The 14,251-nt window shown below is 65.1% G+C and carries 12 protein-coding genes; 6 read left to right on the top strand and 6 right to left on the bottom strand.

Features of this window, described 5'->3' with window-relative positions; all coding sequences use genetic code 11:
- Positions 1-62: 62 nt before the first annotated feature.
- Together rpsT and AB0M22_RS19135 are read left to right on the top strand one after the other, a co-directional pair.
- Positions 63-323, top strand: coding sequence for a 30S ribosomal protein S20 (gene rpsT / locus AB0M22_RS19140; protein WP_364728132.1), 261 nt, complete (start codon positions 63-65; stop codon positions 321-323).
- Between the two features lie 163 nt (positions 324-486).
- Complete coding sequence (locus AB0M22_RS19135) at positions 487-738, top strand: hypothetical protein (RefSeq protein ID WP_150403050.1); 252 nt, start codon at positions 487-489, stop codon at positions 736-738.
- On the opposite strand, the gene AB0M22_RS19130 is transcribed toward AB0M22_RS19135, so the two are convergent.
- The gene (locus AB0M22_RS19130; RefSeq protein ID WP_364728128.1) at positions 722-1,657 is read right to left on the bottom strand and encodes a helix-turn-helix transcriptional regulator; all 936 of its coding nucleotides are present in this window, start codon (positions 1,655-1,657) and stop codon (positions 722-724) included. The two genes, AB0M22_RS19135 and AB0M22_RS19130, sit on opposite strands and share 17 nt — an antisense overlap.
- A gap of 125 nt (positions 1,658-1,782) precedes the next feature.
- On the opposite strand from AB0M22_RS19130, the gene AB0M22_RS19125 reads away from it, so the two are divergent.
- The 3 genes from AB0M22_RS19125 to AB0M22_RS19115 all read left to right on the top strand — a co-directional run bounded on the left by AB0M22_RS19125 (position 1,783) and on the right by AB0M22_RS19115 (position 4,125).
- Positions 1,783-2,853, top strand: coding sequence for an aldo/keto reductase (locus AB0M22_RS19125; protein ID WP_364728125.1), 1,071 nt, complete (start codon positions 1,783-1,785; stop codon positions 2,851-2,853).
- 115 nt (positions 2,854-2,968) lie between these two features.
- A complete protein-coding gene (locus AB0M22_RS19120; protein WP_364728122.1) occupies positions 2,969-3,601 on the top strand; it encodes a maleylpyruvate isomerase family mycothiol-dependent enzyme in 633 nt (210 codons plus the stop codon).
- 50 nt (positions 3,602-3,651) lie between these two features.
- On the top strand, positions 3,652-4,125 hold the full coding sequence (locus AB0M22_RS19115; protein ID WP_364728120.1) for a GNAT family N-acetyltransferase: 474 nt from the start codon (positions 3,652-3,654) through the stop codon (positions 4,123-4,125).
- 66 nt (positions 4,126-4,191) lie between these two features.
- On the opposite strand, the gene AB0M22_RS19110 is transcribed toward AB0M22_RS19115, so the two are convergent.
- The 4 genes from AB0M22_RS19110 to AB0M22_RS19095 form a co-directional block, all read right to left on the bottom strand.
- Positions 4,192-5,334, bottom strand: coding sequence for an LCP family protein (locus AB0M22_RS19110; protein WP_364729800.1), 1,143 nt, complete (start codon positions 5,332-5,334; stop codon positions 4,192-4,194).
- 1,374 nt (positions 5,335-6,708) lie between these two features.
- Positions 6,709-7,677 carry a DNA polymerase III subunit delta gene (holA, locus tag AB0M22_RS19105; protein WP_364728117.1) on the bottom strand — a complete coding sequence of 323 codons (969 nt, stop codon included), beginning with the start codon at positions 7,675-7,677 and terminating at the stop codon, positions 6,709-6,711.
- Positions 7,678-7,913: 236 nt separating this feature from the next.
- Complete coding sequence (locus tag AB0M22_RS19100; protein WP_364728115.1) at positions 7,914-10,823, bottom strand: ComEC/Rec2 family competence protein; 2,910 nt, start codon at positions 10,821-10,823, stop codon at positions 7,914-7,916.
- 350 nt (positions 10,824-11,173) lie between these two features.
- Complete coding sequence (locus AB0M22_RS19095) at positions 11,174-11,686, bottom strand: ComEA family DNA-binding protein (protein ID WP_364728112.1); 513 nt, start codon at positions 11,684-11,686, stop codon at positions 11,174-11,176.
- Between the two features lie 1,170 nt (positions 11,687-12,856).
- Here AB0M22_RS19095 and AB0M22_RS19090 point away from each other — a divergent pair.
- Positions 12,857-13,639, top strand: a complete 783-nt coding sequence (locus tag AB0M22_RS19090; RefSeq protein WP_364728109.1) for a DUF5984 family protein — start codon at positions 12,857-12,859, stop codon at positions 13,637-13,639.
- Here AB0M22_RS19090 and AB0M22_RS19085 read toward each other — a convergent pair.
- On the bottom strand, positions 13,633-14,085 hold the full coding sequence (locus tag AB0M22_RS19085; RefSeq protein WP_364728106.1) for a GNAT family N-acetyltransferase: 453 nt from the start codon (positions 14,083-14,085) through the stop codon (positions 13,633-13,635). The genes AB0M22_RS19090 and AB0M22_RS19085 overlap by 7 nt on opposite strands.
- Between the last annotated feature and the right edge of the window lie 166 nt (positions 14,086-14,251).

Here is a 14,251-nt window from a genome sequence, read left to right as displayed (position 1 = left end):
ACGCACGCGTAAGAACTTTTCCAGCACAAACCACTCAGCGACAGGAACACGAGGAAACAGGCGTGGCCAACATCAAGTCCCAGTTGAAGCGGATCCGTACCAACGAGGAAGCGCGCAAGCGTAACCAGTCGGTCAAGTCCGCGCTGCGCACCGCGATCCGCAGCTTCCGGGAAGCCGCCGCGGCCGGCGACAAGGAAAAGGCCGCCGCGCAGCTCCAGACCGCGAGCCGAAAGCTCGACAAGGCTGCCTCGAAGGGCGTCATCCACGCCAACCAGGCGGCCAACAAGAAGTCGGCCCTCGCGCTGGCTCTGAACAAGATCTGATTTCCCCGGTACCGATCAGGTACCACATGCATTGACGCAGCCGCCGTGGCCTCGACGACCACGGCGGCTTTTGTCGTACTCATCCCCCGGTCAGCGCACTGTTCACGCTAGGGATTCCGGATCGGCCCACAGCCTGTCGGTGGTTCCAGCTACCATTCGGCGCATGGTTACCGTTTACGCCAATCAGACCGTGGTCCGTGGCGAGGATCTGCCCGATGTGATCCGGGCCGCCGAGGTCCTCGGCCTCGGGGTGAAGATCGAGAACGTGATGGTTCCCATCGACGATGAGGGCAATTACTCGTTGGAATGGGTGGTCACACGGGACGACGAAGTGCCTGTGTACGACGACTGGGAGGGCCGCTATGAGGAGTCCGAGGAAGACGAAGAGGAGCTAGTACTCAGCTCTGTGGAGTGAGTCCTGGCGATGTCCGATCGACCAACGGCGCCGGATCGGCCGCAAGCCGGTCCAGCGCCGTCTGAGAATCCGCATCGGCCGCGCGATAGATGATGATGCGCTGGTCAGGATCCTGTAGCGGCATCAGTACCTCGTAATTGACCACCACTTGCCCGACGATCGGATGGCGCAGCGGCTTGGCCCCGCGCCCGTTCACCTTCACGTCGTGCTGAGCCCATGCCTGCGCGAACTCCGTGCTCCGGGTGAACTCGGCGATCAGATCGCTGAGCACCTGGTCCTCGGGATGGGCCGCCCAGGCCGCCCGCAGATCGGCGATGCCCTCGCGGATGATGCGCTCGCGCTCCACGTAGAAATCACGCATGCTCGGCTCCATCAGACACAGCCACATGGTGTTGCGATGCCGCGGCGGCAGCGTGTCGAAGTCGACGATCAGCCGCGCCATCTCCCGATTCCAGGCCAGGATGTCGTAGCGATGGTTGACCAGCATCGCCGGTAACGGCGAAAGATCGTGCACCAGCATGGCCAGCGCGGGCGCGGGCACCGTGCTCGGCTTGCCGGCGTTCGGCTGCCGCTGCTGAGCCAGATCGAACAGGTAGGCGCGCTCGTCGGTATCCAGCCGCAGCGCCTTCGACAAGGCCTCCAGCACGTCCGCGGACGGACGCAACCCGCGTCCCTGCTCCAGCCGGACGATGTAGTCGGTACTGACCCCCGCCAGCTCCGCCACCTCCTCGCGCCGCAGCCCCGGCGTGCGCCGCGCCTGCCTGCGCGCGGGCAGGCCGAGGTCACCCGGCATCAGTCGTTCGCGCCGGTCCCGCAGGAACGCCGCCAATTCATGGGTCGGATTCGCGGCGCTCACCGATCCGCCGTTGCTGCTGGGTCGTGCGCCAGCGCCGCCCGTCGCGTTCACCGTTCCAGTCATCGCCTTCGATATTACGGCTGCATAGGACTGGCTTTCCCAGGAAGAAGCTTCCCTTACCCATCTCCTCGCGCCGTTCCAGACTGGGTTTCATCACCAACGACGCACCAACGACAAAGGAGCTGGACATGTCCGGAGCCCTCACCCTCGATACCTACCGGCTGCTCGGCCGCTCGGGTCTTCGGGTGTCTCCGCTGTCTCTCGGCACGATGACCTTCGGCGCCGACTGGGGTTGGGGTGCCGATAAAGACGAGGCGCGCAAGATCTTCGACACCTACCTCGATCGCGGTGGAAACTTCATCGACACCGCCAGCCAGTACACCAACGGCACCTCCGAGCAACTGCTCGGCGAATTCACCGCGGACAATCGCGAAAGCCTGGTGCTGGCAACGAAATACACGATGCTGCGGCGCCCCGGCGATCCCAATTCCGGTGGCAACAACCGCAAGAGCATGTTCGCCTCGGTCGAGGCGAGCCTGCGCAAGCTCAACACCGACTACATCGATCTGCTCTACCTGCACGCCTGGGATTTCATGACCCCCGTCGACGAAATCCTGCGTGGCATGGACGATCTCGTGCGTTCCGGCAAGGTGCTCTACGTCGGCATCTCCGATGCGCCGGCCTGGCAGGTCGCGCGCATGCAGACCATCGCCGACCTGCGTGGCTGGTCGCCGCTGATCGCCTTGCAGATCGAATACAGCCTGGCCGAGCGGACCGTCGAACGCGACCTCATTCCGATGGCCCGCGAGCTCGGCCTCGGCGTGATCCCGTGGTCGCCGCTGGCCGGCGGCGTGCTCACCGGCAAGTACACCCGCGCGGACCTGGTCCACGAGGGTGCGGGCTCGCCCGAAGGCACCCGCAAGGACGTGGTCGCCGCACAGGGCTCGCTCACCGAGCAGGCGCTCGACATCGCCGACGTGGTCAAGGAGGTCGCCGCCGAGCTCGGCAAGACGCCCGCGCAGGTCGCGCTCGCCTGGACGCTGCGCAATCCCGGGGTCACCTCGCCCATCATCGGCGCCCGCACCGCCACCCAGTTGGAGGACAACCTCGGTGCCCTCGACGTCGAATTCGATGCCGCACAACTGATTCGGCTGGAACAAGCCAGCGCGATCCAACTCGGTTTCCCGCACGACATGCTCGCCCGGCCGATGACGCGCAACGTCATCTCCGGTGATCTGAAGGTCGTCGGGCGCTCCTGAGCGACCGGTGCACGCGGCGGTGCGGGCAGTGCTCGCACCGCCGCGTAATACTGTGCGGTGAATTTCGGCGGCGAGCATCGTCAGTACCGGTGACGACATCGAACCGGAGGACACAGTGGACCGAGATCAGATCCTGGCCTGGGTGCGAGCCGAACGGCTCAGCCTCGCCGACTTCTTTGCCGAGCTGGACGAGCACGAGTGGGGCGTGCGATCGCTGTGCCCCGATTGGACCGTGCACGAGGTGCTCGCGCACGTCACACTGTCCAGCACGGACACTATTTGGGGAACGTTCGTCGGGATCATCCGGGCGCGGGGTGATTGGAATCGGATGAACACCGACCAGGCCCGGAACCACGCCGCACGGTTCACCTCTTCGGAGCTGATCGAGCAGCTGCGGGAGTCGGCCGGGTCGGCTCGTCGTTCGCCGGGGGCGAGTCCGTTGGATCCGTTGGTGGACATGCTGATTCATGGGCAAGATGTCGCGCGGCCGCTCGGGCGGGTGCGGGCGGTTCCTGCCGAGCAAGGATGTGCGGCACTCGACCATGTGCTGCGCAGTCCGTTCTACGGTGCGCGCAAACGGTTGCGCGGGATTCGACTGACGGCCAGGGACACGGAGTGGACCGGCGGCAATGGACCCACCGAAGTCAGCGGGCCTCTGAGTGATCTGCTGCTCGTCGCGACCGGACGCACCGCCGGACTCGCCGCGCTGACCGGACCAGGAGTGGAGCAACTCACGACCGCATTGTGAGGTGCGATTCCGAGGAAAATTAGCTCGACACGCACGCTAGCGTTCTCGCTATGGATCTTGTGGCACGGGCCTACGGCAGCCCGGATGCGCAGAAGCTGATCGCCGAGCTTCAACAGGAGTACGTCCTCCGCTACGGCGGCCCCGACGCCACCCCGACCGATCCCGCCCAATTCGAACCACCCCTCGGCGCATTCCTCGTCGGCTACCTCGACGAAACCCCCGTCGCCTGCGCCGGCTGGCGCTCCCACAACGGCAACGAACCCGGATTCCGCGACGGCGACGCCGAACTCAAGCGCATGTACGTATCCAAAGATTTCCGCGGCCGCGGCCTATCCAGACAACTACTAGCCGCCATAGAACACAGCGCAACCACCGCCGGCCGCCGCCGAATAGTCCTGGAAACCGCCGACCAACAACCAGAAGCCCTCAACCTCTACACCTCCGCCGGCTACCACCCCATCCCCGGCTTCGGCCTATACCTCGACGAACCGGGAAGCCACTACTTCGGCCGAGAGTTGCCCTAGCCGACCGGAATCGTCGCCAAAGATCCTCGCAGTGAGCAGCTTTCGCTCACCGAGCAATACGTCTGATCAGTTGACGCAAGGGATGGTGTCACCAGTAATGGTGGCGTCCACTGGCTTTCCGACATCTGGGGTAGGCATTGCGGAGCCGGTGAGTGGGTCGGCGGTGGGCAGGGGCTGGGGGCGGGCTGGGTTGTACAGCGCGACAGTGGGATCCGGGTCGCCGAATGCGGCGCGGACCTCGCGGCGGATGGCTGCCGGGTCGATGATGTTGACGTCTTGGCCGTTGATGTTGTCGTAGCGGAGCACCGGAAGTGTGCGGAATTCGACGGCGGGGCTCTCGGATGTGCCGAGGGTGCGGAGGAAGTCGGTGATGTTCCAGCCGTCGGACAGCACGATATTGCGGTGCGCGACGTCCATCAGCGCGGACAGCTTGCTGACGTCGGTGAACGTGCCCGCCTTGCGCAGATCGAGCGCCACCGAGGTGAGGAACGCCTGCTGGCGGTGGGTTCGGTCGAGGTCGCCGTTCTCCAGGCCGTGGCGCTGCCGGACGAAGGCCAGCGACTGGGCCGGGTCGAGGCGCTGCCTGCCGGCCGGGAAATCTGCGCCGGAGTAGTAGCTGTCGTTCACCGGCTTGTTGAGGCAGACCTCGACGCCGCCGAGCGCCTTGGCCAGGTCATAGAAGCCGGCCAGGGTGACCTCGCCGAACCGATCGATCGGCACCCCGGTCAGATCACGCACCGCCTGCACGATCGACGCCCGCCCCGCCTCGCGGCCCGCACGCTCCAGCGCCTTGGTATCGGTCAAGCCTTGGTTGATCAGCTGATCCTGAACCGCGGCCTTTTTCAGCCCGTACGCTTCCTTGATCTTCACGTTGGTGTAGCCGGGAATGCCGAACACCTTGACGTAGTCGTCGCGCGGAATCGATACCGCGACAATCTTTTTCATATCCGCCGGAATGTGCACCAGGATCAGCGTGTTGGCGTTGTACCCGCCCTCTTCACCGTCACCCGCATGCAACTGATCGAGGATTTCCTTCGGCAGATCATTCCCGTCCTGATCTTTCCGGGTATCCAACCCGATCAGCAGAACATTCACATCACCAGCCAACGACCGCGGCGCATCCACCCCTAACGCCGCCGACCTGGTGAACCCCCGATCGAACCGTCCCTCGGTCGCCCACCCGACCGCAGTCCCCGCCAACACCGCCACCGAAACCCCACCGGCAAGGACCTTGAGTATCGTCCGCCCCACCCGCCGCTCCGGCCGCCGATGCACACCACCGCTCCGCCGCCGACCGCGCCAAGCACGGACCCGCCGGGAATCCTCAACCGGAAAGTCCGGTGCAGTTCGCTCGTCCATAATCAAATCCAGTTTGACATGATTTGATTAGCCATCTATTAGCCGAATTCGTCACAAACGTGCTGCTAGGTCGCCGTGATCGAACATCGTCGCCGCGATCTGGCATTCCGAACACCTGCCGAGTACCGGACAAACCTCACCCGACGTCGCGATCTGCCGTGGCGCTCTACCGAACGTTGAAATCGGCTATGCCAGCAAGTTTCCTCAATCGGCAGCCGTTGAGTTCTCCCTCACATGTGTCCCAGCACACATCCGATAACCTTCAATCGGACGTCTCAGGCCGATCAATGCCGTACCCCCAGAACTAGATCTCGCCCAGCAAACAGAACAGCATGGCGAACAATGAGCAATGGGATACGACGGCCGCAGCCCGCCAACCGCTACTCCAGCAGACCCTCGATAGGGCCGCACTTTCCGACCCGAATCGCCCTAACGATCACAAGGCCGAGGACGAGCGATGCTCAACGGGATATGGCGGCGGGCCTACTCGCACAACGTCACCACCATGTCCCGTTGAGCATGGTCACCATCATTGTCTTGGCGACTCATACGTATAGCGAAGCGCCAATTCACTCAACGGGACATGACGTGATGGGCGAAACCGCAAATCCGGCAGCACAATTCGGCCAGCCGATTCCTGCGCGAGCGAACCGATCCTGGACAGGTACGGTCAACTCACTCGATCCCGTGCAGGCCAACCACTTCCGCCGCAGCCGCGCGAGTGCGGTGCAGCCAAACCCTTCCTCGCGGACCGATCGGTTCCCACGCACCTTAACGCCATGTTCCGGCCGCCGGACAGACATCTCGGCGATCCTCGGGAAAACGTGCCGACCTCTACAGCGCAGCCAATTTCATTGCGCGCCTGTCACTTCCAGCTCCAGCCGCTGCGCCGCCCTCGATGATGGTCCGCATCTACGGCCAGTCGAACCGCGGGAATCCAGCCCGTCCAAAGCGATTGACCGAGTCGTAGGCAACCGCCCACTCCTATTCTCGCGGAGAAGTTCCGGTTCTCGCGGAGAAGTTCCGGCCACTGCGCAATACCGATCCGCTCTAAACCGGAGGGCAGCCAGGACTAGTACCGACCGTCAGTTCCAGCCCCTACACCCGAATCACAGGTGATCGTCTGCATCTACGGCCAGTCTGACTCGTCGGCTCATGACTGCCATTGCATTCAAAGCGGCTGGTCACCTCAAAAGTGCCAGCCCGATGGGCGTCGGGCCAGGGTCAGCCTGCGGAGTGTAGGTCCAGGATTTGAGTGAGGGCGTGTTCGAGGGCGTAGTTTGCGTCGGCGGCGCCACCTTTGACGTCGGCGTTGAGCGCGGCGACTACTTGGAGGGCGGAGCCGATGGTGGTGGGGGTCCAGCTGCGGGCCTGGGCTTGGGCCTTTTTGACCTTCCAGGGCGGCATGCCGAGTTGCTGGGCGAGTTTGAACGGGTCGCCACGGCCTGCGGAACCGACGCGGGCGATGGTGTGTACGGAGTCGGCGAGAGCATCGGCAAGCAGCACGTGCGGGACGCCGCGGTCGTTCGCCCAGCGCAGGGCTTCCATCGCGCCCGGGCGGTCGCCGGCGACGGCAAGCTCGGCCACATCGAAACCGCTGACCTCAGCTTTGCCGGAGTAGTAGCGATGGACAGCGGCGACGTCGATCTTGCCGCCGGTATCGGAGGCCAGCTGCGAGCAGGCCGCGGCCAGTTCACGCAGGTCGGACCCGACGGACTCCAGCATCGCCTGCACGACGTCACCCGCGACGCGCACTCCGGCGTTCCGGAACTCGCCCCGCACGAACTCCACTCGCTCAGCCGACTTGGTGATCTTGGCGCAGTCGTGCACCACCGCACCGGCCTTCTGCAAAGCGGGCACCAGGGCTTTCGCCCGACCGCCACCCGAATGCAGCACCACGAGCACCACGCCCTCGGGCGGATCGCCCGCCGCGGCGGTGATCACCGCGACCGCGTCCTTACCCGCCTCGGCCGCCGACTCGAGAATGATCACCCGGTCCTCGGCGAACAGCGACGGACTCAGCAGCTCCGCCAGTTCCGCGGTACTCGCGTCACCCGCCCGCATCCGGTCGATCGGCACGGCGTCTGCATCCGGTGCGAGCGCACGAACCTGCGCGGTGACTTCTCCCACCGCGCGCTCGACCAGCAGTTCCTCATCCCCCAGCACCAAGTGCAGCGCGGGCCGCTCGCTCATGACGCCACCTCGCCGACGCTCGCCTCCGCCATCGGCGAAGGCACGCCGTGTCGTTGGTCCACTCGCTGACGCTCGCTGGGCTCGGTCACGGCAGCGATCCTACGGTCCCCCACCGACAGACCCACGCCGCAGGTTCCGCGTGTTCACCGAGCACCCCGCAGGACCTGGCAACTCGCATCGACGATGCGGCGGATCAGCTCGCCCACGACGATCTGCACTTGTCCCGACGCAGCAGCTCATCGCGAAGTCACCACGCGCAGCGATTGCTCGTCGCCCAGCACGAGCACGTCGCCGCGCTGGTCGGTACGGGCCACCGTGGTGCCGAGAGCGGATAGCTCCGAGAGAATTGCGGCATTCGGGTGACCGAAGGTGTTGTCGGCGCCGACGCTGATCAAAGCCAATCGGGGGTGCACGGCGGCAAGGAATTCGTTTGTGGTGGTTCTTGATCCGTGGTGTGGGAGCTTCAGGACGTCCGCGTTCAGTGGAACACCGGTATCGAGCAATGCACGTTGCGCGGGAGCCTCGATGTCCCCGGTCAGCAGGATCCGCCCGGCGGGTGTGCTCGCGGCGAGGACAATCGAACGATCGTTGGCCTCCTCGGCCTCGGCTCCGGGAGTAGGGCGCAAACCACCCACTTCTGGCGCAAGCACCTCCAATTCGACTGCGCCGAAGCGGAATACTTGCCCGGCCGACAGCTCCAGCAGCGGGATATCGGATTCCTGTGTAACCTCCACAACCCGTGCCAGTCCGTCAGTTCGCGCACCACGCCGGGCTTCCGCACCATACGGATGGCCCGATGAGGGTCGATCGTGTAGCCCCGCGCATCGCTCGCCAGTCGGCTGGCACGAGTTGCCGACCAGCTGACATTGCGCGGCTATCTCACCAACCGCTGATCCTGATCTGCTACTCGCAGAGTCGCTCTGATGCTCCGGCGAATCACGTTGTGCCTGAGACAAGCTCGCTCCGCGCACGAGTTCGCAGTCACTGCTCGATCCGGTTTCGATCTCACGACCTCCGACCGAGGCGGAACCCGATTGCGAAGCCGAATGTGCACCTTCGGCGACCGCAGTGCTACCTACGCCCAGCGCCAACCCCTCGAGCTCATGCAGTCCGACTGCCACCGCTGCCACGGCCCGCCCGTCCAACGCACCGCTGATACCACCGATGTGATCGGCATGCGGATGCGTCAACACCAGTAGCGCAACACGAGATATGTGCAAGCGGTCCAAGCAATTCCGCATCGGACGCGCTTCCGGCCCGACATCGATCACCACCGCCGTACCCGCTCCGACCGATAAGGCGAGCCCGTCACCTTGCCCCACATCGCAGGCAGCCAGCACCCAACCCTCCGGTGGCCAGCCCGGCTGCCAGATCCGCACCGGGATCACCACCGCCGCCACACCGAACGCCACTGTCAGAACCACTCTGCGTATTACAGCGAAACGCAATACGAGAATGCCCACCGCGACAACTACGCAAGCGATCAGCCCACCGAATAGTCCGCCGGGTACCTCGACCGACGAGCCCGGCACATCAGCCATGTGCTCGGCGACGAACAGCAACCACCACATCGGCGGTGCGGCACAACGCACTACGAGCACAGCGAGCGGCAACCAGACACAAGCCAGCACCGCGCCGATGGCACCGATCACCGTGATCGGCGCAATAACCGGCTCCACCAGAACATTCGCGATGATCGCAACGAGACTGACCTTCCCGTCCAAGGCGACCATAAGCGGCGTGGTGACAACGAAAGCACCCGCCGCCACGGCGAAGATCTCGGCGGGTACCCGCCGCCAACCCCGCGCCCGCAGCCAATCCGCCCAACTCGGTGCCAGCAGGATCAATCCGGCTGTCGCGCACACCGACAAGGCGAAGCCAGCGGACACCGCGAGTGCCGGCCATACCGCTAGCAAGCCGACAATCGCCGCACATAGCGCGGGCAGCGCTTGCTTCCGACGCCCAGTCACCAACGCCAGCAAGGTGATCGCACCCATCGCCCCAGCCCGCAACACACTCGGATCCGGCCGCGCGATGATCACGAACATCACCAACGCCGCCCCGGCAACCAACGCCCCCGCGCGCGGACCGAGGGTCAGCACCCGCACCGCCAAGAGCACCGCCCCCAGCAGAATCGTGAAATTGGCACCGCTGACCACGCAAAGATGTTCCAGGCCTGCGATTTCGAACTCCTCGCGAAGTTCGTCGGACAGCGCTGACGTATCTCCGTCGACCAAAGCGGGCAATAACCCGGCCGGTTCGGGAGGCAGCGCCCCGGACGTCGCAGTCGCGAAATCCGTTCGCACCGAACGAGCAACCTGCTGCCACCACGGCAGCCCACCAACGGTCTGCGGCGAACCCTGCGCCAGCAACATCGCCACTGTCAGATCGCGACGCCCCGGCTTATCCACCCGCGCCTGGAACGCGACCGCCTGCCCCGGCACCAACTCAGCCCACGCATCACCGGACGCCAGAATCACCACGGCCCCACCGGCCCGCACCGTCGTCTCACCGAGCCGGTACTCATCCAAACTGCCCCGCACCACCCACCGACTACCCCCGAACGACTTGCCGCGCACCGCCTTCGGATCCCCACTGGGCGTAACCACCACCCGCACCGACAACCCCGCAACATCCCGCAACGGATGCGTAGCAACCCGATGCTCCCGCCACGCCGCAGCCACCGCAAACCCCGCCGCCAATACGACCGCTGCCAACGCCACCACCGCAACAACCCGCCGCCGCTCCCCCCGATGCGCCATCCCCCACAACAACAAAACCCACAACCCAATCGCCACCACAACCAACGCCACCGCAAGTACCACCCCCGCCACCCACCCCGCCGTCACCGCGACAATCGTTGCGCCCCAACAACAAACCGCCGCAGGCAACAACCGAGCATCAAGCACCTCCGGCTCATCAACCCCCGAATCCTCATCGTCGCCCCGCCCCGGCTCCCTCCGCCAACCCGCCACCCTCCGACCGACATCCCCCAAGACGCCGTCCCCACCCCACCCAACACGACGACCCGCGTACCGCCCATCGCTATGTCGGCCGACATCAAGTTCGCCGCGGTGTTCATTTCCACGACCCCACTCAAGGGCTGCATCGCCAGAACTCTCGCCATCGACACCCGAACCATCCACCCCGACGGCACCCCTGCGACGTCGACTCCCGATGCCTCCTTCGTTCCTCCGCCCACCCGCGTCGAAATCGCCGCTCCGCTCACTGCGGGTGACGAGTCCATCCCGCCGATCCATATCCCGACCAGGTGCAATCACACCGCCTCGTGGTCCCTGCAACTCTGCTGCCGAGGCGAACTCCCTACTTGTCGAGTACCGCCCTGCGGCCATATCGCCGCCCTGCTCACCGCGCATGCCGAGTCCAGCTCCAGGCGCCGCATTCCGACCGTGTGCCGTCACGTCTTCACCGCGTCGACGAGGCCCTGAAGCCGGTTCGACACTCACCGAGTGGGCAACTCGTCTGCCGCCGGGCCTCATACCTTCACCAGCTCACGCAGGCGGGCGAGGCGAGCGGGGCCGATGCCGTCTACTTGGCCGAGTTGAGTTACGTCGGTGAAGCGGCCGTGGGTGGTGCGCCAGGCGATGATGGCTTTGGCCATTACAGGGCCGATGCCGGGGAGGGCTTCTAGTTCGGATTCGGTTGCGGTGTTGAGGTCGACGCGGCCGGAAGGGGTTGTCGGGTGGGCGGATCCGGACGGTGAGGTGGAGGTGCGGCCGCCTGCGTTGATTGTGGTGCTGCCGAGTTTGGGTGGGCCTGGGTTGGGGCCGGGTGGGCCGACGAGGACTTGGTCGCCGTCGATCAGTCGCTGGGCCAGGTTGAGGCCGGCGAGGTCGGCGCCGTCCTGCGCGCCGCCTGCCGCGGTCAGGGCATCGGCGACGCGTGATCCGGCGGGCAGCCGGACCAAACCGGTGCGGTGCACCAAACCGACCACGCTGACGACCAATTCGGTGTCGGCCGCCATGTTCGGTTCGCCTGGAACTGGCACGGCCACAGGCAATGCGGCCGTGTTCGGCGGCTCCGCACCTGACATGCGCGCAACAACGGGAGTCGTGGTTGTCCGCATTGCCGGCAACGGTGGAACCGGTCGGGCGACCGGTCGCTCATGAAATATGACAACGGCGGCAATCACCATGGCCACAACACCGACCGCCAGCAACGTGCACACGCCCCGCCGTCCGGGATCGAGACGAGTGCCCCGAAATCGTTCCGGCACAAGGTGATCCCGCCATCCTCGATCCGAGGCGGGTTCATCCAGCCATCCGGGTGCGCGCACCTCACCGAGATCGCGATCCTCATCGTCCTCCGAATCCGCAGGCAGCTCGGCAAGATCCCACTGCCCCACTCGCGAGGGCTGCCCGCTGCTCGCATCAAGCTCCGCAAGTTCGGACCGTCCGTCGTACCGGGAGGATCCATGGCTCGCACCCACGCCCACGGCACCCGACCGCCGATCCGCTGCCGATTCGGCGTCCGCCTCAAATTCCGCCCTCGCGGAAACCGCCGTCGTTTCCGGACTTGCTGCGCCCCATTGCTGGCCAGCATCGAGCACGCCGTCCGCCGACCACTCGTCACGAACACGGACTTCCGATCTGTCTGCATGCTCGGGGCTTGTATCTGGCGCACCCGCGCGCCGACTCGTCCTCCGAGCGGCGGCCTTCAAGGATCCACTCCTGACCAGGGACCCCGTCTTCTCGGACAGCACCGAAGTCTCATGCAGTACCGAGGTCTTGCCGCCACCAGCCGACTGCTGGTCACCTCGCATCGGCCCTAATGGCTCCCGCGCATGCGCCAACTGCACTGACCGCGCACCGGCCTGTCGGTCACGCGCCGCATCGCCGAATCCATCTGTTCCCCGAATCGGCGCAGGTAGCGCACTCAGATGCGCCCGGCGACCACCGAGTGGACGCGCGGCCTCGGCCGCGATTCCCGTCCGGCTGGCACCGACACGGCTGGTCAGTGCGCCGAGCCGGCGCTGAATCCGCTCACGTTCGTCCTGTCGTGACATGAGGGCGACGCTAGCTCCGGACCGCGCCGAAAGATCTTGGGCGACCAGGCAATTCAGCCGCTCTGTGGATAACTGTGCGGGTGTGGACAACTCGCCGACGGCACGCAGAACGATCGTCGGGCGTGGCGGACGGCGAAGTGCAAAACTTGCCCGGTGATCCGATTCCGCTTCGGCTTGTCGCCGCTGGACCGAGTCGGACCGTGGGGAGATCAGTACCGGACTCTGCACTGGTTCGCGCTCACCGAGGGTTGGTACTACATCGATCTCGGCGACCATGAGCTACTGCGCTTTTCCGAGCGCACAACCGACCTGCTTCGAACCCAGGCCGGCCACCAGGAGATGCCGCACGACTGCTACGTCGAGTATTACGTGGCGCGTCTATGGGAGGACGTACTGACGTTGCTACCAGACGTTTTGGAGCCGGTGCCCGGCGATCTGATCGACTTCGTCGGCACCGAATCGACGGACTGGTCGTGGGCGGACACGCCCGAGGTCGACGCCGCGTCGACCTGGTACGGCGACCGCACCCTCGACACCGGATACCTGTGGTTCGGCCCGCACATACGGTGGTGGCGAACCGTCGACGGCGACTCCGATTCGGTCACTGTCGCTTGGCGTTACCCGACAGACCCGGAGAGCGAAATCGAGTTCACCGGTCCCCCGACCGGCCGAATCAGCATACCGACCGATGAATTCCGCACGGCTGTAATTGAATTCGACCAAGCCTTGATGTCTGCGATGAAAGAGCGCGTTAGCGAATTCGAATCAGCCTGTCCCCCAACGGGTATCGAGATCGATCTCGACCTATTGCAACACGAGCAACAGGATCGAGCACGCTGGCTGACGCAGGCACAGACGCGTCAACCCGACACCGACTGGGATGCCGTCCGCATCGGCGCCCGAACACTACGTCAATCCGACTCCGCGACTTACTGATCGGCCAGTTCCTTGGCGAAACAGTTCGACAACGGCAGGATCTCGTACGGCGAGAAGATCGGAATCCGGTGGTACCCACTGCGTTCGTAGAACCGCACGGCCTCAGGTTGCAGATGACCAGTCTGCAAGATCAACCGCGGTAAACCCTGTTCGCGCGCAGCATCTTCCGCCGCCGCAAGCAACAGAGGTGCGACACCCGACCCGCGATAACCCGGCCGGACGAACATCCGCTTGAGCTCCAACTCACCCGCATTCCACCGCACCGCCGCATGCCCAACCGGCTCCCCCGAATACACAACAAACGGCCGATGCACCTTATCCGGATCAACCGCATTCGGATTCACCCGCAACGTCTCCGCCAAATACGCATACCGCGGCCCAACCTCCGCCGCCATCTCCGCCCGTAAAACCTCCGCGTCCGAATGCCCCCACTCAACCACCGCCACCCGCAACACCGGCCGAACCGACTGCCCCACAGAACCCGTCACCCCGCCACGCTAACCACCACCCCCACCCCACACTCCCCTTCCACTCACCAAGATTATTGGCCCACTCCCACGAGCCGTATCCCGCCAAGACCCCGACTCACACCCCGCCACAGCCGTAACACCC

The organism is Nocardia sp. NPDC051756 (assembly GCF_040681495.1).
In the GTDB taxonomy this organism is placed as follows: Bacteria; Actinomycetota; Actinomycetes; order Mycobacteriales; family Mycobacteriaceae; genus Nocardia.
Note: the sequence above shows the minus strand (reverse complement) of the source record. Positions and strands in the feature narration are given on the sequence as shown.

Coding starts and splice junctions, on each gene's coding strand:
- AB0M22_RS19115 (WP_364728120.1), top strand. CDS start 3,652: ATGGATCTTGTGGCACGGGCCTACGGCAGCCCGGATGCGCAGAAGCTG.
- holA (WP_364728117.1), bottom strand. CDS start 7,677: ATGAGCGAGCGGCCCGCGCTGCACTTGGTGCTGGGGGATGAGGAACTG.
- AB0M22_RS19125 (WP_364728125.1), top strand. CDS start 1,783: ATGTCCGGAGCCCTCACCCTCGATACCTACCGGCTGCTCGGCCGCTCG.
- AB0M22_RS19130 (WP_364728128.1), bottom strand. CDS start 1,657: ATGACTGGAACGGTGAACGCGACGGGCGGCGCTGGCGCACGACCCAGC.
- AB0M22_RS19135 (WP_150403050.1), top strand. CDS start 487: ATGGTTACCGTTTACGCCAATCAGACCGTGGTCCGTGGCGAGGATCTG.